Annotated in this window: 17 protein-coding genes and 1 pseudogene; 16 read left to right on the top strand and 2 right to left on the bottom strand. The window is 61.8% G+C overall.

From position 1 onward, the window contains the following. Nucleotides 1–143: 143 nt before the first annotated feature. On the top strand, nt 144–365 hold the full coding sequence (locus CIT37_RS25530; RefSeq protein WP_028145369.1) for a hypothetical protein: 222 nt from the start codon (nt 144–146) through the stop codon (nt 363–365). 38 nt (nt 366–403) lie between these two features. On the opposite strand, the gene CIT37_RS25525 is transcribed toward CIT37_RS25530, so the two are convergent. Next, a complete protein-coding gene (locus CIT37_RS25525) occupies nt 404–748 on the bottom strand; it encodes an H-NS histone family protein (RefSeq protein ID WP_095425754.1) in 345 nt (114 codons plus the stop codon). A 957-nt stretch (nt 749–1,705) separates the two neighbouring features. On the opposite strand from CIT37_RS25525, the gene CIT37_RS25520 reads away from it, so the two are divergent. Further along, nucleotides 1,706–2,395: a LuxR C-terminal-related transcriptional regulator gene (locus tag CIT37_RS25520; RefSeq protein ID WP_049801681.1), complete on the top strand. Its 690-nt coding sequence runs from the start codon at nt 1,706–1,708 to the stop codon at nt 2,393–2,395. Between the two features lie 637 nt (nt 2,396–3,032). Continuing rightward, nucleotides 3,033–3,317, top strand: a pseudogene (locus tag CIT37_RS25515) (hypothetical protein); the annotation flags it as partial. A 584-nt stretch (nt 3,318–3,901) separates the two neighbouring features. Here CIT37_RS25515 and CIT37_RS25510 read toward each other — a convergent pair. After that, nucleotides 3,902–4,693, bottom strand: a complete 792-nt coding sequence (locus tag CIT37_RS25510; protein ID WP_038971042.1) for a Crp/Fnr family transcriptional regulator — start codon at nt 4,691–4,693, stop codon at nt 3,902–3,904. An 826-nt stretch (nt 4,694–5,519) separates the two neighbouring features. Here CIT37_RS25510 and CIT37_RS25505 point away from each other — a divergent pair. The 13 genes from CIT37_RS25505 to CIT37_RS25445 all read left to right on the top strand — a co-directional run bounded on the left by CIT37_RS25505 (nt 5,520) and on the right by CIT37_RS25445 (nt 24,448). Further along, nucleotides 5,520–9,977 carry a LuxR C-terminal-related transcriptional regulator gene (locus tag CIT37_RS25505; RefSeq protein ID WP_109866626.1) on the top strand — a complete coding sequence of 1,486 codons (4,458 nt, stop codon included), beginning with the start codon at nt 5,520–5,522 and terminating at the stop codon, nt 9,975–9,977. A gap of 969 nt (nt 9,978–10,946) precedes the next feature. Beyond that, complete coding sequence (locus CIT37_RS25500) at nt 10,947–11,831, top strand: AraC family transcriptional regulator (protein WP_038946224.1); 885 nt, start codon at nt 10,947–10,949, stop codon at nt 11,829–11,831. A gap of 200 nt (nt 11,832–12,031) precedes the next feature. Beyond that, a complete protein-coding gene (locus CIT37_RS25495; protein ID WP_028145361.1) occupies nt 12,032–13,105 on the top strand; it encodes an ABC transporter substrate-binding protein in 1,074 nt (357 codons plus the stop codon). A gap of 60 nt (nt 13,106–13,165) precedes the next feature. Then, nucleotides 13,166–13,990, top strand: a complete 825-nt coding sequence (locus tag CIT37_RS25490) for an ATP-binding cassette domain-containing protein (RefSeq protein ID WP_038946225.1) — start codon at nt 13,166–13,168, stop codon at nt 13,988–13,990. Then, nucleotides 13,987–15,243: a sugar ABC transporter permease gene (locus CIT37_RS25485; protein WP_095425757.1), complete on the top strand. Its 1,257-nt coding sequence runs from the start codon at nt 13,987–13,989 to the stop codon at nt 15,241–15,243. Before CIT37_RS25490 ends, CIT37_RS25485 begins: the two co-directional genes overlap by 4 nt. A 27-nt stretch (nt 15,244–15,270) precedes the next feature. Continuing rightward, complete coding sequence (locus CIT37_RS25480; protein WP_038946228.1) at nt 15,271–15,999, top strand: SDR family oxidoreductase; 729 nt, start codon at nt 15,271–15,273, stop codon at nt 15,997–15,999. A gap of 22 nt (nt 16,000–16,021) precedes the next feature. Continuing rightward, nucleotides 16,022–17,647: an FGGY-family carbohydrate kinase gene (locus tag CIT37_RS25475; RefSeq protein WP_095425938.1), complete on the top strand. Its 1,626-nt coding sequence runs from the start codon at nt 16,022–16,024 to the stop codon at nt 17,645–17,647. Nucleotides 17,648–17,815: 168 nt separating this feature from the next. Beyond that, on the top strand, nt 17,816–19,147 hold the full coding sequence (locus CIT37_RS25470; protein ID WP_063615352.1) for an extracellular solute-binding protein: 1,332 nt from the start codon (nt 17,816–17,818) through the stop codon (nt 19,145–19,147). Nucleotides 19,148–19,227: 80 nt separating this feature from the next. Beyond that, a complete protein-coding gene (locus tag CIT37_RS25465; protein ID WP_028145355.1) occupies nt 19,228–20,181 on the top strand; it encodes an ABC transporter permease subunit in 954 nt (317 codons plus the stop codon). Between the two features lie 4 nt (nt 20,182–20,185). Beyond that, nucleotides 20,186–21,106: an ABC transporter permease subunit gene (locus CIT37_RS25460; RefSeq protein WP_028145354.1), complete on the top strand. Its 921-nt coding sequence runs from the start codon at nt 20,186–20,188 to the stop codon at nt 21,104–21,106. A 9-nt stretch (nt 21,107–21,115) separates the two neighbouring features. Beyond that, complete coding sequence (locus CIT37_RS25455) at nt 21,116–21,877, top strand: glycerophosphodiester phosphodiesterase family protein (RefSeq protein WP_095425758.1); 762 nt, start codon at nt 21,116–21,118, stop codon at nt 21,875–21,877. 44 nt (nt 21,878–21,921) lie between these two features. Continuing rightward, complete coding sequence (locus CIT37_RS25450; RefSeq protein ID WP_202975897.1) at nt 21,922–23,403, top strand: alkaline phosphatase D family protein; 1,482 nt, start codon at nt 21,922–21,924, stop codon at nt 23,401–23,403. Nucleotides 23,404–23,500: 97 nt separating this feature from the next. Beyond that, nucleotides 23,501–24,448, top strand: a complete 948-nt coding sequence (locus CIT37_RS25445; protein WP_197742265.1) for a sugar-binding transcriptional regulator — start codon at nt 23,501–23,503, stop codon at nt 24,446–24,448. Nucleotides 24,449–24,592 lie beyond the last annotated feature (144 nt).

Raw genomic sequence — 24,592 nt, 5'->3', positions numbered from 1 at the left:
GAGTTCAATCTCCGGGCACCGCCGGCAACGCAATCGTGATCTCCAGTCGCGGAATTCAAATCAGCGATTAACTTATTTAATTTGAGGGTCGACGATTTTGGGTCTACCTTGAGGATTGGGCTGGAATACAGCAGGACGAGCCGATGACCCAATTCGACGCGGAAGGCGATGATCGTCGTGAGTTCTTGAAGACCTGCGGAAAATTCGCCGCTGTTACCCCTCCGACAGTGACCCTGTTGCTCTCCACCTCTCTGACCTCGGCCGCAATAGCCAGTTCAGGCGGCCGTATTGTGCGTGGCAACAATGGCTTCGGCAATGGCGGCGGTGACGGCACCCCCAACGGGAAACAGGACGACAATCGGTAAATTCTGCGGTCCAATGGGCCGTCGCGGTGCGGCTGGGCTCAGCCGGTCCGGCGGCGTCTTTGTGCGGACGAGCGGTCGATCAGGAGATCGGTCAGCTTCTTGCCGGCGCGCAGCTGCGCTTTCAGCCAGCGGGGCTGTTTGCCGCGGCCGGACCAGGTTTCGGACGGGTCTTTCGGGTTCTGGTATTTCGGCAGCACCGGCGGGTAGGGGCGGCGCGGACGTTCCCCGTTCGGGGACGAAACGGCGGTCCCCTCAATCTTGCGCAGCCGCTCTTCAAGCTTGACCTTTTCCGCGGTCATCCTGCGACTGAGAACGGTCGTCACCTCATCGTAAAGCCCCCACAGCTCGGCTGTGGTCAAGTCGACCCAGTCACTTTTCCCCATGGAAGCCGTCCCCAGCTACTTCCGAACCGAAACAGGAGGGGGCATTATCAGGTCATGGCAGGGTTGGGCAAGCGCGATCCGGGCGCGCGGCGGCGCTTGTGTGCAGCGCAGTACTTGGTGCTAGCGGTTAAGACTGTATCTCCGACCGGGCGGTCGCCTCCTGAGCGCCCTCCGTCCGTGGGCCCGTCGCTTGGGCGCGAGCAATCGCTCCTCTGCTTTCAACACGCGATTACGTAAGTTCTGCAATTCTGTGAATTGAACGATGAGGGCTTTATGTGTTTGACGCAAAACTGCCGAAGAATACATGTGACCACCTACTCATTGCCGACGACGAATCCGTGCCAATAATTGAAAAATTGCTGAATTAACGAAATCCGGCCTCAAGCGCGGTACTGGGACTTCCGTCGGTGCTACACGGGCTACGATCAACCGCAGCCTTGTTCTGTCCTTGATTACCAGCCGTTGCTTTGATGAATAGTAATACTTTCCCTCCTCCCTTCCCGGAGCTAGGCTTCATGAACGGCCTCGCTTCAGTGAAACTTCGTCGAATGTTAGATTTGAATCGTGAATGTCCCTATATATCGTTGGTAATATCCGGCTCTAACTAAGTTAATTGGATGTTGACCATCATAGCACACCCGCCCGATCAGTGCGCCGATGACATTCTTGGCGTGAATTTTCAGTCCGAAGCCATCAAAAATTGTAGATAGAATGTCGTTATCCTCGCAAAAACCGCAGTTTCGAATTTTGCGTTGAGCACCGCATTCTTACGGTGCTGCACGCATTCTCTGGGCGAGTTACGATAGTGTAAGCCATCGAGCGTTGCCGCAAGGTGCCGTCTCAGACTAGGACCCTGCGACGTTATTGACGGAGCTGACTGGATATAACTCCCGCGTCTCAGAAGGAGGGTGGATTAAACGGCTGCAAGAGGGGTTGTTAGCAACAGGCAAGGGAAGCATGCGCCGCATCAGAATTGTCATCGCTGATCGACACCCGATCGTCTTGCAAGGGATTAGGAGCGTTCTTGCGACGCAGCGTGATTTTGTCGTCGTTGCTTCCTGCAGCGATGGCGCGAGCTGTATCGAGGCAATTCGATTTCTTGCGCCGGACGTAGCGCTTGTCGATGCTGCACTGCCCGACTTCAGTCGACAGCAGATGCTCGCTCGTGCGAACGCCGTCGGCCCACGTGCTCCGATTATCTTCTTCACCGGTATTACGGCCGACAGTGAGTTACAAAGGTCGGCCTTGAACGGCGCCTGCATCGTCCTCTCGAAGGATTCGGATGCGGAGATGCTGGTCGCAACCCTGCGGAAAGCTGCCCAGGGCCAAGCTGCGGCTTCGCCGAACAACGGGCACGTCAGCGAGGCCCCCCTGGCCAGTGTGAAGCCTTTGACACAGCTAACTGACCGGGAGCGGCAGATCATGCGGCTCGTATCGGAGGGGCTATCGAACAAGGAGATTGGGCGTCGGTTGAATCTCGCCGACGGTACGATCAAGGTCCACCTTCATCATATCTTCCAGAAGCTGGAAATCAGCAATCGTACGGTTCTCGCGGCATTGGCGATCTCGCGAAGCGAGCTGCATGCAGCGCCAGATGAGCCGGATTCCCTTGGTCTGTTGCGTCAGGATCCAGCCAGCGCGAACTGAGGGGTACGTCTGGCGCGTCTTCGGCAGTATGCGCGAGGGGCGGCCTATCGCGGTGCCAGATGCTCAATCATGTTGAGGCAGGCCCCCTCGGCCTCGGCCAACGTTCGAAAGGGCGAGCCGCCAATCTTGATTGCGGCTTGGTTATTGTGGAGCGGACGCCAACTCGCCAGGTAGCCGGAGCGGCCGTGAAAGCCTGGACCTCCCGGGCTTCCGAAACTGATCACGAACGAGAAGCCGTGGCTGCTCGCACTCCAGATCTCCATGTCCCGGACGGACCGATAGAATTGCAGTGGCATCGCAATGATCCATTGTAGCCGAGCCCGCGCCCGTTAGTTAAATTCAAGTTAACTAAATTAAATGCTCGGCGCAACTCAAATTGATGCCCCGAGACGGTGCGCCGCAAAAAACCGGGAGTAACACGGGAAATCGCCGGCTTTCCGTCCGGGTCGCGCACGTTCAGTAACCTCTCACCGGACAAAGAAAATTCTTGGTTGAAAATCTATATTTAATATATAATACTGTAAATGTCGTTTTAAATCGAGGAGGACGCATCGTGACCCGGGACGGCAACGAAGATGACGACCGGCGGGCGTTTTTGAAGACCTGCGGAAGATTTGCAGCCGTGACGCCCCCCGTCATGACGCTGCTTCTGTCCACCTCCCTGACCTCAAAAGCCATTGCACGTTCGGGCGGCCTGCACGGGGCGAAGCAAAGCGACAGCGGGCAGTCGTTCTTTGACAATGATCGCTCGTCCGCGGCAGGGCCGGGGAGTTCCAGCGGCGGATCATCAGGGGGTGGGGGAACACCTGGTGGTCGCTCTGCCGGATCTTCTCATGCCGGAGGGGCATCCGGCGGGGCTGGCGGTAGCGGCGGGGCCGGTGCTGGCGGAGGCAATGCAAAAGGGCCCTTCGCAACCGGCGGCGGCTCTGGAATTCCAAGTGCAAATGGTGGGGTCGATTGCGCAGACGAAGAGAACGAGGAAAAGCGCAAGGCCGATTGCCCTGGAGCTAGTACTCGGATTTCCAGCGCAACCCAATCCAGCCCGTAAGATCTTCTCAGCCCATGAAGGAGACCTATGGGCTGCCGTGCGGCCAAGCCAGGCTGGGCCTTGTGCTCCGACAGGCCAAACGCGAGGCCGAAGGCATATCTGGCCAGCCGAGCGGCCTCCCCGGAGGCTCGATCAGGAGGCGTGTCATGAATACCCGCATTCGAGCGGAGAGTCCTGCGGCCCTTCTTCGAGAGCGTCTCGAAGCGCTTGTCGCCCGGCTCGCAGAACTCGAGAAGCTCAGAGACCGGGTAGGTCGAGAAGAGAATCGTCAGCGCAAGCTGCGCAAGGCGGTCAGTCCCCCATGCCCGAGCTCAGACCGCGGGCGGTCGTTCCAGCTTCGCACAGGCGAAGCCCATGCCCGTGCCGCTCGGTTGCAATAAATCGCGGTGTAACGAGCGTCCCAAAGCGAATGGACGACCGAAAGGGGGCGTGCGGATGGTTCGCGAAAGCGAACCGGCCTACGAGCCTGTCTTGGCTATTCGGCTACCGGGCGAGCGGGAGGGGGGGCGCGCTGGAGCCCCAGGGATGAGCCCGACCGCGCCGTGCGAGACTATCCGATCGATTCTGCGGCTCATGACCTTGTAGCACTCGCATGCCACGGCTTCGAGCCGCGGCCGATCAATCTCGAGCTGGCCGCGCCGACTGGATTTCAGCGCTCTTGACGCGCGCATTGTGCACACGACATGCGTGACCGTGGTGCGGCGAACGCCGAGCAACTCCGACAATGTTTCTTGCGTCAGCGGGAGCAGGTCACCTTCATTCGCACGATCATGGATGTGGAGGAGCCAGCGCGCTAAGCGCGCTTCGACGGAATGCAGTGCATTGCAGGCCGCCACGTGCTGGAGTTGCGTCAACAACGACATCGTGAAGACCTGCACCATGGATGCGATTGCGGGGCTGCGATGTTGGGCTGCCAGGAATTGCGCAGGTGAGATCTGCAGCGCGGCCCCGGATAGGCGGGCGACCGCGGTCGCAGGCGCGGCGGATGCGCCAAACGCTGACGTCAAACCCACGGCGCCCTCGCGCCCGATGATCGCCGTGGCAACTGTTTGCCCGTTCGGCAGCTCCGTGATCGCGGCGATGGCGCCGCTGAGGGGGAAGAGAAGATGTTCGATCCGATCGCCCGATCGGATGAGCACGGAATTGCGTTCGATCGCGACTTTCCGGAGATGAGGCGCGAGCAAAGCAAAATCCGCTGGCGGCAACGCTGCTAACAAACGATTTTCAATTCTAGTCGCATGGTCCATCATGGGATTGGCTCCCGACGGATACTCGGCACTAGAACTCATGCCGATGTGTCGAGCTGCTCTGCGGCGTTCCAGCTCAACAGCAAGCCAACCGACCACCACAGACATGGTTCCCATGATCAATGGCGAGTACGGGGGTGGCCCGACAATCGCATGCCGCGTCGTAGGTATATGGCCGCTAGTATCCGTGTTGAAGACGAGTTGGGGCGGCATCGCTTCAAGCTGAAGCCGAGTCTCCAGCGCCTTCACGCGCTCGCGCCGCATTGGCGGTGCAGTAAGCTGGGAAGCCTCCTTAACATCGACGAGTTGGCAGTCTCACTCTGCTGGAGGCGTATCGTCCTTCGACATGCTTTCGCTAACGAGTGGCACGCAACGACGCGTCCGCGGGAACGCCGGCCTTGCCCCGCAAGGCCAACACGTGACCCAACGCGGGCTTGGATCGCGCCAGGGTCGTACGAGATAATGACCCCCTCGTGCCAGGGATTGAGATCGTCCAACGCGCCCGCCGGATATTCTCGGAGGCGATCAATCCGATAGGCACGAAGTGCCTCGTTGCCGGTAATGGTCTTGACGCCCCCGCAGCCGCAGCGAACCACGGCACCTTCGGCATACATTTCCACGATCGCCGCGATGTCGCCCGCGCGGTAAATCGCACTGGCCATCGGGTCAAATGATATATTTATCACCTAAATGCCTTAAAAGCTTGCGATTTTAAGTCATTTTTAGCCAGCTAAGCCTCTTTCCCTATTCTATTAATTGTATTTTAATAATCCCGCTTGGCCTCGGCCATATGCCGAAGTACATAGATGGCCGGGCCGAGGCACAGTCCATGTTAGACGTATCTGTGAAGCAGAGACGGATCCGGCTTCTGATCGTAGATCGACAACCGATCGTTCTACAGGGGCTGAAGTCGGTACTCGGGGCACAGCAGGACTTCGACGTTGTCGCATCGTGCAGCGATGGGACAAGGTGTCTCGAAGCAATTCGGAATCTGACACCCGACGTCACGCTTGTTGCTGACAACCTGCCAGATCTGACGGTCCCCGAGATCCTCGCGATTGCGAAAGCTGAGAATCTCTCCACGCGCTTGGTGTTGTTTACCGAATCCGAAGCAGATCACGATCTAGCCGCCGCTATTGCTGCTGGCGCCTCCAGCGTAATCTCGAAGCATGCTTCCTCGGACACTATGCTGCGACTACTGCGCCTGATGACAGAGCGCAGCGTGTCGCGCGAGCAATCCGATCTCTTGCCAGCCGGCCAGGCAGCTGACGGCGGCGGCAAAGTGGAAACGATGCTGGAGCTGTTGACGCACCGGGAACTTCAAATTGTACGACTAGTCTCAGAAGGAATGTCAAACAAAGAGATTGCGCGCCAGCTAAACGTTTCCCCAGGGACAGTCAAAGTACACCTATACAACATATTTCAGAAGCTTGAAATTACCAACAGAACTGTGCTCGCTACCCTCGCGTTGTTGCAGCGACCGTCTGGCTTCGGCCTGCTTGCGCTGGCGTTTCTGGCGTTCGCAATTGCGGACGAACTCAAGGCGTCGGAAGCGAACGACGTGGATCCGGACGACGACAGCGTCGGTCGCGCGGGAGAGCATGCCGAATATGAGCCCTGGAAGAGAGCTATTCTCCGACACCTCGTGGCCTGGGAATCCGGCGAGACGTCAACCCAGAGGGACTTCCTTGCCAAGGCGAGCCTGGTCACGAACCCGGCGGAGGCACTAGGAGCGCTGAGCCCGGCAGAGCAATCCGCAGGCTCGAAAACGTGGAAGGACCACGGCCCGGTTGGATCGAGCACGCCCAATCTTCCTACGCCATTACTGCGGGGCACCAGCGACACACAGATCGTTGGAGACCCGACCTCTGAACATCAATTCCCGCGGCTTGCTTCCACTCCGACGTCGATTCACGGAGGGTATGGCACCTTCGCCACTCTAACCGGTGCGTTGATCTACGCACTGAACGACCCCCATCTTGCCGTGCAATCGCATGACCCGGGCAAAGCGCCGATCGACAGCTTCGTGGTGGTCACCGGCGAGAATGCGACTACAAAACTGGCCTCGATAACCGATGCCGATACCAATGATGTAGACGGCTTTCCCCCGGCTTTCCCTTTGCACGATTTGCGCCTGCCTGCCGCGCTTGTGACCACCGGCAACGAACGCGTCGCGGGCGAAGGCGCTTCGAACCAAATGAGTCATGGTGCTGCGGACCACAACCTGCAAGAACCCCATGGCTCACCGGGCTCGGGTCGCGATGCCGGTATTGGCGGAGATGGCCGCGATCAACGGATGGGCGGCGACGTTGGCGAAAACGTTGTTTATCGCTCCCCGATCGATTCCAATTCGACCTCTTCCCACTCTGGCTTCGATTTCGCATCTGGATCGAGCCGGATCAATCTTGCGGCTTTCGGAGCGCTTGCCTGGCTCCATATGACAGCAGCAAGCAAGTCCATACCGCCGCATACCCTCGCCTGGATCTACAATCCCGCAACCAACGAAACGATCGTGTACGTGAATCCGACCGATCGGAGTCTCGATGTCGGAGACCGGGGCCTGCTGGAAATCCATCTGCAGGGGATTGTCTCCATTGCGGAGTCGGATTTCGTCGGCCAGCCGGAAGGCGCGGCTGTCGCGATCACCCTGGATCAGCTCGAAGCGCTGACATCGGCGACCGCAACCGAAGCTGTTCTGAGTGCGGATAGTGCCCATACAGTTATCGGGACGAGCGAGAGCGCGCTCGGGAGCGCGGCAGTTTGGAGCACTCTGACCGACAACGGCTTGACGTTCGGATTCGGGCAGGCTCGGACCGGCTCGGGGGGAGCGACAAGGTCCAGAACCTTCACTAGCGATTCGGTGGCTACAACGGATGAGAGCGATGGTGGGTCCGGCGGGTCGGCTCATGTATCACCGATCGCGCTTGCTCATAGCGCGACGGTCACGGCAGTTGAAAATCTCACATCGAAGAATGAGCCGATCAATGGGGGGGCTGCCTCTAGCAGCGCAGCGGGCGATAACTCACAGCACGCTTCGGAGCCAGGGTCTGCAAAGGCGGCAGCGGAATCGACTGAAGCCGGCTTCATGCAGGGGAATGGCGTCGGCAATGACAACGAGAATCATCCCGCCGCTTCGGGGGCTTCGCGAGGGGCAGCGAAGTCAGCAGAAGCCGATGGTGTGGAACACGGCAATTCGGGGCACTCAACCTCTGGAAAGCCACCGGAAGCAGCCGACCCCGGTGAGCCAGGCGTCGCAAAGGCCGGTAGCGCGGGCGGTAACTCCCAGCACGCTTCGAAGCCCCCGGAGTCGACTGAAGCTGGCTTCATACGGGGGAATGGCGTCGGCAATGACAACGAGCATCATCCCCCCGCTTCGGAGGTTTCGCGAGGGGCAGCGAAGACGGCAGAAGCCGATGGCGTGGAACACGGTAATTCGGGGCACTCAACCTCTGCAAAGCCACCGGAAGCAGCCGACCCCGGCGAGCCAGGCGTCGCAAAGGCCGGTAGCGCGGGCGGTAACTCCCAGCACGCTTCGAAGCCCCCGGAGCCGACTGAAGCTGGCTTCATACGGGGAAATGGCGTCGGCAATGACAACGAGCATCATCCCCCCGCTTCGGAGGTTTCGCGAGGGGCAGCGAAGACGGCAGAAGCCGATGGCGTGGAACACGGTAATTCGGGGCACTCAACCTCTGCAAAGCCACCGGAAGTAGCCGACCCCGGTGAACCAGGCGTCGCAAAGGCCGGTAGCGCGGGCGGTAACTCCCAGCACGCTTCGAAGCCACCGGAATTGACTGAAGCTGGCTTCATACGGGGAAATGGCGCCGGCAATGACAACGAGCATCATTCCCCCGCTTCGGAGGCTTCGCGAGGGGCAGCGAAGACGGCAGAAGCCGATGGCGTGGAACACGGTAATTCGGGGCACTCAACCTCTGCAAAGCCACCGGAAGCAGCCGACCCCGGTGAGCCAGGCGTCGCAAAGGCCGGTAGCGCGGGCGGTAACTCCCAGCACGCTTCGAAGCCACCGGAATTGACTGAAGCTGGCTTCATACGGGGAAATGGCGCCGGCAATGACAACGAGCATCATTCCCCCGCTTCGGAGGCTTCGCCGGGTTCAGCGAAGACGGCAGACGCAGATGGCGTGGAACGCGGCAATTCGGGGCACTCAACCTCTGCAAAACCACCGGAAGCAGCCGACCCTGAGCCTGGCCTCGGTAGCGCGGGCCGCGATAATTCACAGCACAATTCAGAGCCAGGGTCTGCAAAGGCGGCAGTCACAGAGTTGACTGAAGCTGGTTCTACGCAAGGGCACAGTCTCGGTAACGACAACGAGCATCATTTTCCGCCTTCGGATGCTTCGCCGGGTTCGGCGAAGACGGCAGACGCCGATGGTGTGGAACGCGGCCATTCGGGGCACTCAACTCTTGCAGACGCACCTGAAGCAGCTGAGCTCGATGAGCCAAGCGTCGCGACGGCCGGTAGCGAGGGCCGCGGTGACTCACAGCACGGGCCTGCAAAGGCGGCAGCCACAGAGCTGACTGAATCTGCTTCTGTGCAAGGACACAGCTTCGGTAACGACAACGAGCATCATTTCCCGGCTTCGGATGCTTCGCCAGGTTCGGCGAAGACGGCAGACGCAGATGGTGTGGAACGCGGAAATTCGGGGCACTCAAGTTTTTCAGACGCACCTGAAGCAGCTGAGCTCGATGAGCCAAGCGTCGCAACGGCCGGTAGCGAGGGCCGCGGTGACTCACAGCACGGGCCTGCAAAGGCGGCAGCCACAGAGTTGACTGAGGCTGGCTTCGCGCCGGGAAATGGCGCCGAGCATCAAGCTCCGGTCTTGGATGTTGCGGGAGCGTCAGCCGGGGAAGAACCGACCGTCGTGGAACATGGCAACTCCGAGCACGATTTACATGGCTCTAAAGACGCACCCGAAGCAGCTGAGATGGTCAAACCGAGCGTCGCAAATGGCGGTGACTCCGGAAACTGGCCGCAGGCTGCGCAACCTGCTGCAACCGCGTTGGACCCCGTACAGCCGGCTAAAGTTGCCTTCGAGATTGGGGGTGCGGAATTGGCGTTTCGCTTCGATAGCTATGCGACTCCTCCCACATTCGGCGCGGTAGTTGAGCTTGATGGCCCGCCAGGTCGGCACGTTCCGCCCGGTCAGGAAGTGGACCTCCACACCATCGGCAAATCGATCCCTGATGCACTGGACGAACACGCGGTCGCCCCCGTTCATAACGTTCCGCATCACGCCGTTGTACCCGCGCCTCATGACTTGCTGATTTGAAGCGTCCCATCGTTACAGATGTGGGAGCCCTCCGCATCCACCGTCCTTGCGGCTCCGCGAATTTCGAGTAACGGCCCGGGAATCGATAGGTATCACATCAGCGGCTTCTTCGAGCCGTTCTTTACGACCAAGCAGATCGGCGAGGGCAGCACGGGGTTTGGCCTGGATCGGCTATCGCATCGTCCGCGAAGATGGCGGTGAGCTCCCTTGCAACGCACGAGCCGGAAGGCGGCGCGACCTTCTGACGTCAATTCTTACGCGCCGTTACCCCCTATGGAGCGACTCAGACAGATCTATTGATCGATGTAGCGTGTCCAAATTTGAGCCCGTCGGTTCACAGTCATTGAGTTCTCGGATCAATGGTTGAACGGACCGTTCTGCTTGGGCGATGGATGTTTATCTTTAGCCGGATAGCTGAGAGAGGCCGCTTTTTATGCTCACTCCATCGGATACCTGGGGCGAAGCCGTTGAATCTTAGGGGTCTTTGTTTTCCGTGGCCCCCATGATGGATCGGGCCGAGAATTCAAGTTTTTCAATTGGTTAGACGACTGCGTGCGCGTGGCGTGTGCACCGAGAGATCCATAAAAATCCAGTCATGATCATTTGGGTGAGCGTACGTTTTGAAGAGCACGGCCGCGGTTGTCGCAGCTCATTCCGTGGGGTGAATGCGACAACAGTTAGGCTCAATCACCGTAAAGCCTTCCGCGCAATCGTGACCTGCTGTGCGCAACCGCCGCGCGTGTGCGAGACCGCACTTTCGGTCGAGCCGGTGTTGTGAGGCGCCGGACCCGGTTACGGGGCCGCTGTGAGCTGCACATCAAAAAAGTATCAGTTGCACATTGAAATCGTGGTGGCGGGCCCGGATACCGGTCGCTACGATCCCTAACGAGAGGAAGCGCTGAGCAAATTCAGCCGACAAGGGAACAGGGGCGGATCGTCAAAAACCGCACCGGCCCGAAGGGAGCGGATATGGAACCGGACCTGGAAGTTGTCCAGATACGGCGCGGCGAGTCGTTCAAGGCGTGGTCGCACGGCTACCCATTCCACACGGTCCGCTGGCATTTCCATCCAGAATACGAGCTGCACCAGGTCGTGGCGACCAGCGGTCGGTATTTCGTCGGCGACTTCATCGGCGAATTCGAACCGGGCAATCTCGTTCTTACCGGCCCCAACCTGCCGCACAATTGGGTGAGCGATCTGCCGGCGGAGACCACCATTCCGCTGCGAGGACGCGTCCTCCAGTTCAGCGAAGAATTCATCGGCGACCTGATAAAGGTCATGCCTGAGCTTTCGGGCCTTGCCTCGCTGCTGGAATTCTCCCGCCGCGGCGCGCTTTTCACCCGCAGCACAAGCGAAGCGGTCGCCCCACTCATGGAGGAGATCGCGACGGCGAACGGTGTGCGCCGGATCGAGCTGTTCCTGATGATCCTGGGAACGCTCTCCCGCGCCCGAAGCGCGCGGCCGCTCTCGAGCCCGAACTATTTGCCTGACCCCTCGGGATACATGTCCGCGGGGATGAACAAGGCGCTCGCCTTCATCCGGCAGAACCTGACGCAGCCTTTCGGTGAAGCCGAGCTTGCGGCCATCGCCGGCCAATCGCAGAGCGCGTTTTCGCGCTCCTTCCGCCGGCACACGGGCATGTCGCTGGTGCAATACGTCAAGCGGCTGCGCATCAATCTCGCCTGCCAGATCCTGATGAGCGACGAGCAGGCGTCGATCACCGACATCTGCTTCGAGGTCGGCTTCAACAATCTCTCCAATTTCAACCGGCAGTTTTTGGCCGAGAAAGGCATGCCGCCTTCGCGCTTCAGGCGATTGCTCGCGCAGAACATCAATGCGGCACGCGCGGCCTAGCCGGCGAAAAAGCAAAGGAGGAGACCACCACGGGAAGAATGACGCGGGCATGCCGATGGCAGCCCGCGACAGGAATCGCTTGTCCAGGAATTCTGCGCGGCTTCGGAGCACCGGCACTCATCGCCGCCGGTGACGGGAGCCGCGAAGGCCCGTCTTCAAGGATCAACCACAGCACTCTAGTTCTGGAAAGGAAAGTCCGAATGAAAAGGTTCTCCCCGAAACATACGGGCACACTGGCCCTGGCCCTGTCGCTGCTTGGCACAACAGCCATGTTCTCGCAGGCCGCAGAGGTGAAGGACGCGACCGTTGCCTTCCTGATGCCGGATCAGGCGTCCACCCGCTACGAACAACATGACTATCCGGGCTTCGCTGCGGAGATGAAGAAGCTCTGCGCAAGTTGCAAGGTGATCTATCAGAACGCCAGTGCTGATGCCACACGGCAGCAACAGCAGTTCAACTCGGTCATCTCGCAGGGCGCCAAGGTGATTGTGCTCGACCCCGTCGACTCGACCGCCGCCGCCTCCCTGGTCAAGATGGCACAGTCGCAGGGCATCAAGGTCATTGCCTATGACCGGCCGGTCCCGGACGCCAAGGTCGATTTCTACGTCTCCTTCGATAACGAAGCCATCGGCAAGGCCATCTCCGAATCGCTCATCAAGCATCTGAAGGCCGCCAACGTCACGGCGAAGGAAGGTGAGGGCGTGCTTGAGATCAATGGATCGCCGACCGATGCCGCCGCGGGGCTCATCAAGAAGGGCATTCACGCCGGTCTCGACAAGAGCGGCTATCCAATTCTCGCCGAATACGACACGCCGGACTGGGCGCCGCCGAAGGCGCAGCAATGGGCGAGCGGCCAGGTCACTCGCTTTGGCAAGAAGATTCTCGGCGTCGTGGCGGCCAATGACGGCACCGGCGGCGGCGCAATTGCCGCCTTCAAGGCCGCTGGCGTCGATCCAGTGCCGCCGGTGACGGGCAACGATGCGACGATCGCCGCGCTTCAGCTCGTCATCGCCGGCGATCAGTACAACACGATCTCCAAGCCCAGTGAGATCGTGGCCGCCGCGGCGGCCCAGGCCGCGGTGAAGTTCCTCTCCGGCGAGACACCCAAGGCGGAAACCACGCTCTTCAATGCGCCGTCGAAGCTGTTCGTGCCGGCGGTCGTCACTCAGGAGAACCTGAAGGCGGAGATCATCGACAAGAAGATCCAGACGGCCGATCAACTTTGCACGGGCCGCTATGCCGCCGGCTGCAAGAAGCTCGGCATCACGCAGTAACTGCGTCCGTCCCGGCCGCTCGCGGCGGCCGGGACGAACGACGAGAGGACGGACTGGCACATGACCACGATCTCGGATGTCGATCACGCGCAGGGTGGACCGCGCAAGCCGGTCTTGAGTCTTCGCGGAATTTCCAAGCATTTCGGCGCCGTGTCCGCCCTGACCAACGTCGATCTCGACGTGCATGCCGGCGAGGTCGTGGCGCTCGTGGGCGACAACGGTGCTGGAAAATCCACGCTGGTGAAGATCCTTGCCGGCGTGCACCAGCCCAGCTCTGGATCGATCGCCTTCGGCGGCGAGCCTGTCACCCTATCCGATCCCGCCGCGGCGCTCGGTCTTGGTATCGCCACCGTGTTCCAGGACCTTGCGCTCTGCGAGAATCTTGATGTGGTCGCAAATATCTTCCTCGGCCGCGAGCTCAATCCGATGCGGCTCGACGAGGTCTCCATGGAGCTCCGCGCCTGGACGCTGCTCAACGAATTGTCGGCGCGGATCCCGAGCGTGCGTGAGCCGGTTGCTTCGCTCTCCGGCGGACAGCGCCAGACCGTGGCGATCGCGCGTTCACTGCTGACCGAGCCGAAGCTCATCCTGCTCGACGAGCCCACCGCCGCGCTCGGCGTCGCTCAAACCGCCGAGGTGCTCGACCTCGTCGAGCGCGTCCGCGCCCGCGGCCTCGGCGTCATCATGATCAGCCACAACATGGAGGACGTCCGCGCGGTCGCGGACCGGATCGTGGTGCTGCGCCTCGGCCGCAACAACGGCGAGTTCGAGCCCGACGCTTCCAACCAGGATCTCGTCACCGCGATCACCGGTGCGGACGAAAACTCGGTCTCGCGCCGCGCCAGCCGGCGCCGGGCCCATCAGTCGCCGGAGCTTGGGCGATGACCGACGACACGCAACAGATTTCGACCGCGCGCCTGCTCGACCGCAGCGACGAGCGGGTCAGGCACGCGGACACGCTCGGCAATACGGTCAGCGCCTTTGTGGACCGCGTGCGGTCGGGCGACCTCGGTTCGCTGCCGGTGGTCGTCGGGCTCATTGTCATCTGCACGGCGTTCGAGAGTCTCAATCCTGTTTTTCTGGCGCCTAACAATCTGGTCAATTTGCTGTTCGATTGTTCGACGGTGGGGGTGATCTCCCTGGGCATCGTCTGTATCCTGATGGTCGGCGAGATCGACCTCTCGGTCGGTTCGGTGAGCGGGTTCGCTTCAGCGCTCGTCGGCGTGCTTTGGGTCGGTCAGGATTGGCCCGTCGCTGTGGCGATCGTCACGGCGTTGGTGCTGGGCGCTGCCATCGGCGCGCTCTACGCATTCCTGTTCAATCGCCTGGGGATGCCGAGCTTCGTCTCGACCCTGGCGGGCCTGCTGGGTTGGCTCGGCCTGCAGCTGTATCTGCTCGGCACCTCGGGCTCGATCAACCTTCCGTACGGATCGCCACTGGTCAATTTCGGGCAGATGCTCGTCATGCCGCCAATCGTGTCCTACGTGCTGGCGGCGGTTGCGAGCCTTGTGATGTTCGTGACCAGCTATCGCACAGCGATGCGCCGGCGGCAGGCGGGGCTATCGGCCAGTTCGCTCGGCCGCATGGTGCTGAAGGCGCTGCTGGTCACCGTCATGCTCGAATTCGTCGTCTATTATCTCAATCTCGGCCGCGGCATTCCGTGGATGTTCGGTCTGTTTGTCGGCCTGTGCGTGGTCATGAACTACGCGTTGACGCGGACCAAATGGGGCCGCTCGATGTCTGCCGTCGGCGGCAATCGCGAGGCGGCCCGCCGGGCCGGCATCAACGTTCGCCGGGTCTATCTGACCGCGTTCGTGCTTTGCTCCACGCTGGCGGCGGCCGGCGGCATTCTTGCCGCGGCGCGGCTGGCGTCTTCCAGCCAGCAGGCCGGGACCGGGGATGTGAACCTCAACGCGATCGCCGCCGCGGTCATCGGTGGCACGAGCCTGTTCGGCGGTCGAGGGACCGCCTATTCCGCTCTGCTCGGCGTGATCGTCATCCAGTCCATCGCGAGCGGCCTGACGCTGCTCGATCTCTCCTCGTCGCTACGGTACATGATTACGGGGGCGGTCCTTGCCATTGCGGTCATTGTCGATTCGCTGGCACGGCGCTCGCGTCTCTCCCATGGCCGAGCTTGAATAACTCGAACAAGAAAAGGACAAGCCTTGGCCCAGGAACTTGCAGGAAAAGTTGCCGCGATCACCGGAGCCGCATCGGGCATCGGTCTCGAATGCGCCAGAGCTTTGATCGGCGCGGGCGCGCGGGTGGTGCTGATCGATCGGGCGGAGGAGGCGCTGAGCAAAGCCTGCGTGGAGCTGGGCGATCAGGCGATTCCGTTACGCATCGACCTCACCGATCCCGAGAGCATGCGAGCCGTGATGCCGCAGGTGCTGGAGAAGGCGGGCCAGCTGGACATCTTCCATGCGAATGCAGGTGCCTATGTCGGCGGTGAGGTGCTTGGCGGCGATCCCGACGCCTGGGACCGCATGCTCAATTTGAACATCAATGCGCTGTTCCGGTCGATCCATGCGGTGCTGCCGCATATGGTCGAACGCAAAAGCGGCGACATCATCGTCACCAGTTCGATCGCAGGTCTCGTCCCCGTCGTCTGGGAGCCGATCTATACCGCCTCCAAGCACGCAGTGCAGGCTTTCGTGCATACGCTGCGCCGCCAGGTCGCCAAACACGGTTTGCGCGTCGGCGCCGTTGCACCCGGTCCGGTCGTGACCGCGCTCATCAAAGACTGGCCCAAAGAGAAGATCGAGGAAGAAATGGCGGCAGGTGGCTTGATGCAGCCGGTGGAGGTCGCAGAGGCGGTGCTTTTCATGTTGACGCGTCCGAGGAACGTCACCATCCGCGACCTCGTCATTCTGCCGCAGAGCAACGATCTGTAGCTCTCTCCGATTGGCGATCCAGATGACCAAACAATCCGATGACCAACATTTTCTTGGCATCGATGTCGGCACCGGCAGCGCGCGGGCCGGCGTGTTCGATCGCTCGGGCAAGCTCCTTGCGAGTGACAACGCTCCCATCGCACTTTGGCGGGAGCCAGGCGACATCGTCGAGCACTCGAGCGAGGACATCTGGCGTGCCGTATGCCGCAGCGTGCGCGGCGCGGTGGCGCAGGCCGGCATCGCGCCGGACTGCATCGCCGGCATCGGCTTCGACGCGACCTGCTCGCTGGTGGTGCTGGGCGAAGGGGGCGCGCCGCTGCCCGTCGGGCCGTCCGGCGATCCTGCTCGCAATGTCATCGTATGGATGGATCACCGCGCCGCCGATCAGGCTCGCCGGATCAACCAGACGGGCGAGACGGTTCTCGACTATGTCGGCGGAACGATCTCCCCCGAGATGGAGACGCCGAAACTGTTGTGGCTCGCCGAAAACATGCCCGATACGTTTTCCCGTGCGTGGCAATTCATGGACTTGACCGATTTTCTCACCTGGCGTGCGACGGGGAGCCTGTCTCGCTCCATCTGTACCGTGACGTGCAAGTGGACCTATCTGGGCCACGAAAACCGTTGGGACGATCAATTCTTCCGCAGGGTCGGCCTCGGCGTGCTAGCGGACGAGCAGTTCCGGAGGATCGGCACCGAGATCGTGCCCGGCGGAACGAGGCTTGCGGCGGGCCTGACGGCGGAGGCTGCGGCCGATCTCGGACTTGCGACGGGTACGCCGGTCGCTGCCGGCCTCATCGATGCACATGCCGGCGGTGTTGGTACGGTGGGCGCGCGCGGCACGGCGGGCACGGTGCTGACGCGCATGGCCTATGTGTTCGGAACGTCCGCCTGTACCATGACGACCACGCCGGATCCGTCCTTCGTCCCCGGCGTGTGGGGACCCTATTTCTCCGCCATGGTGCCCGGGCTTTGGCTCAATGAAGGCGGGCAGTCGGCCGCCGGCGCTGCCATCGAGCATCTGTTGCAGATGCATCCGCATTCCGCGCAAGCGACGCAGGCGGCACGCCAGAAGCAGCAGACGCTTGCCGATTGGCTCGCTTCGGAAACCGAATCGCGCGGCGGTGACGGAATGATTCCGCAATTGGTCGGCGAGGTTCATGTCGTCCCCGAGTTCCTCGGCAATCGCGCGCCGTTCGCGGACCCCGAAGCGCGTGCGCTGATTGCCGGGCTCGATATGCGCTCGGATCTGGAGAGCTTGCTGGCGCTTTATCTTGCCGGCCTGTGCGGTCTCGGTTGCGGGGCCAGGCAGATCGTTCGCGCCCAGCAGGACAAGGGCATCGCGGTCGATACGATCGTGGTGAGCGGGGGCGCCGCAAAGAGCCGCCTTGTGCGGCAGGTCCTCGCCGATATGACGGGTTTGACGGTGGCTGCGTCGGCATCCCCGGAGGCCGTCCTGCTCGGCTCCGCCATGCTTGGATCAGTTGCATCGGGCGACCATGACAATCTCGGCGAGGCGATGGAGGCGATGTCGGTTCTGGGAGACATCTCTCGACCCCAGGCCGCTCTCGCAGACTGGGCCGATCGGCGCTTTCGAGCTTTCGAGGCCCTGCAGAAGGTCGGTCGGGCAATCAGAAGCGCTTCGTAGCCCATTGCCAGCTGGACCGGGCGTATCCAGGCACGGCTTGCATCCACGTCGGCGCTGCCTGCGTAGGAAAGGGCATTCGCCCCTCTTTCATCATCTCGACACATATGTCATTGTAAGAATACAAATGTATATGACGGGCATTTTTGTCCGGCGAAGGGAGGGCTGCCCATGGGTAGGAAAGTCGCATTCATTGCGGCCTTGTTCGGCGCGTTGGCATTGGTGGGTCCGGCGCAGGCGCGGGTCGAGGTCCAGTGGTGGCACGCCATGAGTGGCGTCCTCGGCGATCGGCTCAATGAGCTGGTCGAGAAGTTCAACAAGTCGCAGGACAAGTACACGATCGTCGCGGTCGCCAAGGGGAACTATGACGAGGTGACCAACGGGGTGATCGCCGCCTATCGCGCCAAGCGGCCGCCGGAGATGGTGCAGATCGCCGAGCGCGGTTACATGACGATGCTGCTTTCAGGGGCCATTGTCCCCGTGCAGGATTTGGTGGAGCAGAAAGGTTACAAGATCGACTTCTCGGACTTCATCAAGCCCGTCGCAAGCTTCTGGAGCTACAAGGGCCGGATGTCGGCGATGCCCTTCAACTCGTCGACGCCGATCTTCTGGTACAACAAGGATCACTTCCAGAAGGCCGGCTTCGACAAGCCGGCCGACACCTGGCAGGAGCTGGAGAAGCAGCTCTACACCATCAAGTCCAAGGGGATCAGCGAGTGCGGCACGGTCCTGCCAGGCGATTTCTACTGGAGCCTGCTCGAGAACTACAGCGCCATCAACAATCAGCCCTACGGTACGCTAGCGAACGGCTTCGACGGGCTCGGCACCGAGTTCGTCTACAACAAGACGAAGGTGGTGTCGCAAGTCGCGCGGCTCAAGAAATGGCTCGATGACGGCGTGATGCAGATCGCGGGTCAGGGCTTCAGTCCGGAACAATTGTTCACGTCGGGGCGGTGCTCGACCTTCGTCAATTCGACCGCCTCGCACGGCAACATCGAGCGCAATGCGACCATCAATTGGAGCGCCACCTTCCTGCCGCACGAGAGCGACATCAATCCGCCTCTCAACAGCACGATCGGGGGTGGGGCCATCTGGGTCATGAAGGGCCACACGCCGGAGCGATACGAGGCCGTCGCAGCCTTTCTGGATTTCGTCGCGCAGCCGGAAACCCAGGTCTGGTGGCATGGCGCAACCGGCTATGTTCCCGCCACCAATCGCGCCTATGCGGTCGCGCGGGAGCGGGGCTACTACAAGGATCATCCGACCAGGGAGATCGCGGTGCTGCAGCTCTCGCGCGGCACGCCGAACGAGAACTCCCGCGGCTTTCGCTTCGGCAACTTCGTGCAGACGATGCTGGCCCAGCGCCAGGAGGTCGAGGCGGTGTTCGCCGGTCAGAAGCAGCCGCAGCAGGCCATGGATGACGCAGTCAAGCGGGGTAACGAGATCCTGCGGCAGTTCGAAAAGCTGAATGCCGGAAAGACTCCGGAAACCGAGCGTCCATGACGTTGCGCCTGTCCATCCCATGGCGCGAGGCACGCGCACCCGTGCTTCATGGAAGGCGCGGGGGTGGTGGGTTCAAGGCCGTGCCGGCGGCAGTCGCCGGCAGCTCGCGTCGGTCGGGCAGAAGGCGGCCGCGTGAGGAGGCCGGACTGAAGCGCGCCAATTTCGGCGACAGTCCGGGCCTGCCGACTTTGCTCTTGCTGCCGCAATTGCTGATCCTGCTGTTCTTCTTCTTCATTCCGTCGCTGCGGGCGCTGATGCAGTCCGTTCTGCTCAGCGATCCGTTCGGGACCAACGTTCAGTTCGTGTGGTTCGACAATTTCAAGACGCTGCTTGCGAGCGGCGACTACCGCCAGTCGATCGCGGTGACGTTCTGGTTCACGGTGGCGCAGAACGTGCTCACATTGGGCAGCGCGCTCGTGCTGGCCTTTGCCACCGACAGGATCGTGCGTGGCCGTTCGGCCTATCGCACGATCATCCTGCTGCCATATGCCATTGCGCCCGCGATCGCCGGCATCCTGTGGGCCTTCCTGTTCAATCCGGCGGTCGGCCCGCTCGCGCAGGTGCTGCACGGGCTCGGTATTGCATGGGACCCCAACCTCAATCCGACCGATGCGCTGATCCTGGTGACACTGGCCGCGTCATGGAAGCACATCTGCTACGATTATATCTTTCTGGTCGTGGGGCTGCTCGCGGTGCCGGTGTCGCTGATGGAGGCTGCCGCCGTGGATGGCGCGGGACCGATCCGCCGCTTCGTCTCGATCGCGCTGCCGATGCTCGGGCCCACCATCTTCTTCCTCACGGTGATGAATTTCATCTATGGCTTCTTCGAAACCTTCGCCATCATCGATGCCGTAACCAAAGGCGGCCCGGCCGGTGCAACCAACATTCTGGTCTACAAGGTCTTCGTCGACGGCTTCGTCAATCTCGATCTCGGCTCTTCGGCTGCACAGTCGGTTCTCTTGATGAGCTTTGCGCTGATCTGCACGCTGCTGCAATTCCGCTACTTCGACCGCAAGGTCAATTACGGGGTCTAGCCGCATGGTGGAACGCTCACCCGTCCTTAACATGCTCTGCCACGCGATCCTGATCGCGGGCGCACTGACGGTCTGCATACCCCTGTATTTCGCGTTCGTGGCCGGCTCGCTCACGGTGGCCGAGGTGCAGAAGGTGCCGTTGCCATGGCTGCCGGGAGGCCAGTTCTTCGACAATCTGCAGCTGGCCTGGAGCAAGGGCAATTTCAGCCGCACCTTCACGAATTCGATTATCGTGGCGCTCGGCATCACGGCCGGCAAGATCGCGGTATCGCTGCTCTCGGCCTTCGCCATCACCTACTTCCGATTCCGCTATCGAATGCTCGCATTCTGGCTGATCTTCATGTCGCTGATGCTGCCGATCGAGGTCCGGATCGTGCCGACCTTCGAAGCCGTGGCAAATGCCGCGCTGCCGCTGCAATGGCTCTTGGATACGCTGCGTGTCGCCGATCTCTGGCGCTGGATCAGCGGGCACGAGGTCGCGATCGCGCTCGAATGGAACATGGTCAACACCTATCCGGGGCTGATCCTTCCGCTGATCGCCTCGGCCACCGCCACGTTCCTGTTTCGCCAATTCTTCCTGACGATCCCGGAGGAGCTGTGCGAGGCGGCGAGGCTGGATGGCGCCTCGCCGCTGCACTTCTTCTGGAGCATCCTGCTGCCGCTATCCGTGCCGAACATGGTGGCGCTCGCCATCATCCTGTTCCTGTTCGGCTGGAATCAATATCTCTGGCCTTTGCTGTTCACGACCGATAAGGAGATGGCAACGGCGGTCATTGCGTTGAAGGGCCTGATTCCCCGCTCCGACAGCGAGCCAGCCTGGAACATCGCCATGAGTGGTGCGCTCCTCACGATGTTGCCGCCGGTGTTGGTCGTCCTGCTGTTGCAACGCTGGTTCATCAAGGGTCTTGTCGACAGCAGCAAATAGGGACTGATCATGGTTTTCATCGCCGGGCATCGCGGCGGACGCAATCTTTGGCCAGAGAACAGCCTGACGGGCTTCCGCAACCTGTGCAGGGAAGGGGTCGACGCAGTCGAGTTCGACGTCCATCAGAGCACGGATGGCGGTGTCGTCGTGATCCATGATCCGCTGCTCGACCGCACCACATTCGAGAGCGGACCGGTGGGCGAGCGCAGCCTGCAACGCTTGACGGCAATGCGTCTTCGTGATGCGGGCGATGAGTGCATTCCGACCTTGGACGAGGTGCTCGACGTGTTCAGCGAAACCACGCTTGAGCTCCACATCGAGATCAAGACGGATGCGCTTGGCAATTCCTATTCGGGCCTCGAAGCGAGGCTGATCGACCAGATCAAGCGCCGGGGCCTGGAACGGCGTGCAATCATCACCTGCTTCGTGCCCGGCGTGATCGAGACCGTGCTCCGGCTGTGGCCGGAGGCGCGGGTGCTCGTTTCGCTCGACCGTCGTTCGGCGGAGATGATGGGCGGAATTGAGCCTGCGCTGACGCAATTGGCCGCCATTCCCGGCTGCATTGTCGCGGTCGAAAAAACCCTCCTTGGGCTGGCGTTGCCACTCGCCCTCAAGGTGCTCGGATCCGAGCGTCTTGGCGCATGGGTGACTAACGAGCCGGAGGATATCGCCTATTGGCTCTCGCAACCGGTGCGGCAGATCACGACCGATCGGCCGGATATCGCCGTGAGCATTCGCCGCAGGCTCGAAACGATGCCGGCGCGCCCATGATTCCCCGCCGCCGCTTTCTCGTGGGATCGCTGGCGAGCGCCGCCTTGGCTGCACCCGCCGGGTTCGTGCGGGGAGCGCCGGTTTCGTTCAGCGCGGATCCGTTCACGCTCGGTGTTGCGTCCGGATGCCCGCGGGAGGATCGCGTCATCCTGTGGACCCGCCTTGCTCCGCAGCCGCTCGAGGGCGGCGGCATGCGGGACGCGGCAGTGGACGTCGAATGGCAGGTTGCGGAGGACGAGGCCTTCTCGCGCATCGCCTCCCGCGGCGTCGTGCGGACGACCGCGGAGCTTGCGCATTCCGTGCATGCCGAGGCGACGGGGCTGCTGCCGGACCGCGTCTACCTGTATCGCTTCCGCGCCGGCCCGGCGCTCAGCCCGGTCGGACGCACCCGAACCGCGCCCGCCAGGGCGGCGCGGCCTTTACGTTTTGCTTTCGCATCCTGCCAGCAATACGAGCAAGGCTATTTTACCGCCTACCGCGACATGGCCGCGCGTGATCTCGACCTCGTCGTACATCTGGGCGACTATATCTACGAGAAATCCTGGGGATCGCGCCACGTCCGCCAGCATGGCGTCGGAATTCCGACGACGCTCGAGGAATTCCGCAACCGCTACGCGCTCTACAAGAGCGATCCCGACCTGCAAGCCGCGCACGCTGCCTTTCCCTGGCTTTCGGTCTGGGACGACCACGAGGTGATGGACGATTATGCCAATGATCGCTCCTATACGGCGCGCGATGCTGCTCAGTTCCTCAAGATCCGTGCGGCAGCCTATCAGGCCTATTACGAGCACATGCCGCTGCCTCCCTCGGCGCGCCCGCGCGGCGCCGACGCCACGATCTATGAACACTATCGCTTCGGCGAGATGCTCGACGTGCTGCTGCTCGACGACCGGCAATATCGCTCGGCATCGGCCTGCGTCGGAAGCGGGCGTCCGACCTGGGTGGCTGACTGTGCGAGCCGGACGGATGAAGCGCGGACAATGCTCGGCGAACAACAGGAACAGTGGCTCGATGCCCGCCTGCGCGACTGTCGCGGCCGTTGGACGATCGTCGCGCAGCAGACATTGATGGCGCAGGACAAGCGGGAAGGGGACGATGGTGCTCACTTCTGGATGGACGGCTGGGACGGCTATCCCAACGCCCGCCGCCGTCTCCTCGATTCGCTCGTGGCGCAACGCCGACGCAATCCGATTGTGATCGGCGGCGACCGTCACGCCTTCTTTGCCGCCGATCTGAAGCATGATTTCGCCCGGCCAGATCGACCGACCATTGCGACCGAGTTCGTCGGCACGTCGATCACCTCAGACGGTCCGAGCGAAGCCAGCGTGCGCAAGGCGCTGGCGGAGAATCCGCATCTGGTCTACGCGCGAGGCGACAAGCGCGGCTATGCGACCGTGGAGCTCGACGCCCGGCATTGCACTGTGGGATTCGAGGCGCTCGACGACGTCAAGGATGCCGCGAGCGCGGTGCGCCGGCTGACGAGCTTTGTGGTCGAGGATGGCGTGCCGGGCGCGAAGGCCGCATGACGAAATCCGCATCGCAGAGATTTGACGACCAACGAAAGATCGCCTCAAATGCTCCGACGTCTGACTGTGCCTTGGGGCCGCTGCGGGGGGCTGCGCCGTGACTGATCAAACCATCCTGCGGGTCGCTTGGCTCTACTACATGGAGAACCTGACCCAGGCCGAGATCGGCGAGCGGCTGGGGCTGACCCGCGCCCGCGTCAATCGCATGCTGTCGGATGCCCGGCAGACCGGTATCGTCAACATCCGCCTCAACTCCGCCTTTGCGAGCTGCACGGAGCTGGAGCACCGCCTGCGCCGGGAATGCGGTCTGGAGGACGCGGTCGTCATCCCGAGCCCGGAGAATCCCGAGCAGGTCGGCAGCCTGATCGGGATGGCGGCGGGCGCGTATTTATCGAAATTCCTCGAACAGAAGCGGCCGCGCATCATCGGTATCGGATGGGGCGCGACCTTGCGTGAGACCATCCGTTACGTCACGCCGGCGGACTATCCCGAGCTCTCCATCGTCTCCATGATGGGGGGCCTGTCGCGTGGACTCGAGCTCAACACCTTCGAGATTGCGGGTGAGCTCGCGCACCGGCTGCACGCCCAGTGCAGCTATCTGGCCGCCCCGATCTTTGTCAGCAGCCGGCGCTCGCGCGACACCTTCCTGGCCCAGGAGGTCTATCAGGAGGTGCTGAACAGCGTTGAGAAGATCGATCTAGCGCTGTTGAGCATGGGAGATCTGACGCCGCGCTCGCTGCTGATGCGGCATGGGCTGCCGCCGGACGTTCGTGCCGAGCACCTGCGGGCGGCCGGCGCCGTCGGCGACGTCCTGGCGCAATTTCTCGACAAGACCGGCCGGCCCATAGATCACGGCATCAACAGCCGCGCCATTGCGCTGCCGCTCGAGAAGCTGGCGCGCGTGCCGACGTCGATGCTGATCGCCGGGGGGCTCAACAAGGCGCCGATCATCGCCGCGGTGCTGCGCGGGCGGATCGGCAAGGTGTTGGTGACGGACGAGAACACCGCCGTCGCCGCGCTGAAACTGATCGACAAGCAGAAATAGCCGCTTTCTCACAACGAAGAGGGGATCCACGCCTTCGGCACCGAGGGCGCGAGGCCCCGTGCGCGCCGAACGGCGCGCAAAAGCATTTGTCACTGAAGGATTACATATGTAATATGAGGGAGACAACTGCTCAGAAGGATGGCG

Source organism: Bradyrhizobium ottawaense (assembly GCF_002278135.3).
Taxonomy (GTDB): Bacteria; Pseudomonadota; Alphaproteobacteria; order Rhizobiales; family Xanthobacteraceae; genus Bradyrhizobium; species Bradyrhizobium ottawaense.
The sequence above is the reverse complement of the archived record's forward strand: the minus strand, read 5'-3'. Positions and strand labels throughout refer to the sequence as shown.

What these genes read in the sequence shown, in the direction of transcription:
- CIT37_RS25495 (WP_028145361.1), top strand. Translation starts at nt 12,032, where the DNA reads ATGAAAAGGTTCTCCCCGAAACATACGGGCACACTGGCCCTGGCCCTG.
- CIT37_RS25500 (WP_038946224.1), top strand. Translation starts at nt 10,947, where the DNA reads ATGGAACCGGACCTGGAAGTTGTCCAGATACGGCGCGGCGAGTCGTTC.
- CIT37_RS25490 (WP_038946225.1), top strand. Translation starts at nt 13,166, where the DNA reads ATGACCACGATCTCGGATGTCGATCACGCGCAGGGTGGACCGCGCAAG.
- CIT37_RS25485 (WP_095425757.1), top strand. Translation starts at nt 13,987, where the DNA reads ATGACCGACGACACGCAACAGATTTCGACCGCGCGCCTGCTCGACCGC.
- CIT37_RS25460 (WP_028145354.1), top strand. Translation starts at nt 20,186, where the DNA reads ATGGTGGAACGCTCACCCGTCCTTAACATGCTCTGCCACGCGATCCTG.
- CIT37_RS25510 (WP_038971042.1), bottom strand. Translation starts at nt 4,693, where the DNA reads ATGATGGACCATGCGACTAGAATTGAAAATCGTTTGTTAGCAGCGTTG.
- CIT37_RS25475 (WP_095425938.1), top strand. Translation starts at nt 16,022, where the DNA reads ATGACCAAACAATCCGATGACCAACATTTTCTTGGCATCGATGTCGGC.
- CIT37_RS25470 (WP_063615352.1), top strand. Translation starts at nt 17,816, where the DNA reads ATGGGTAGGAAAGTCGCATTCATTGCGGCCTTGTTCGGCGCGTTGGCA.
- CIT37_RS25520 (WP_049801681.1), top strand. Translation starts at nt 1,706, where the DNA reads ATGCGCCGCATCAGAATTGTCATCGCTGATCGACACCCGATCGTCTTG.
- CIT37_RS25455 (WP_095425758.1), top strand. Translation starts at nt 21,116, where the DNA reads ATGGTTTTCATCGCCGGGCATCGCGGCGGACGCAATCTTTGGCCAGAG.
- CIT37_RS25530 (WP_028145369.1), top strand. Translation starts at nt 144, where the DNA reads ATGACCCAATTCGACGCGGAAGGCGATGATCGTCGTGAGTTCTTGAAG.
- CIT37_RS25505 (WP_109866626.1), top strand. Translation starts at nt 5,520, where the DNA reads ATGTTAGACGTATCTGTGAAGCAGAGACGGATCCGGCTTCTGATCGTA.
- CIT37_RS25525 (WP_095425754.1), bottom strand. Translation starts at nt 748, where the DNA reads ATGGGGAAAAGTGACTGGGTCGACTTGACCACAGCCGAGCTGTGGGGG.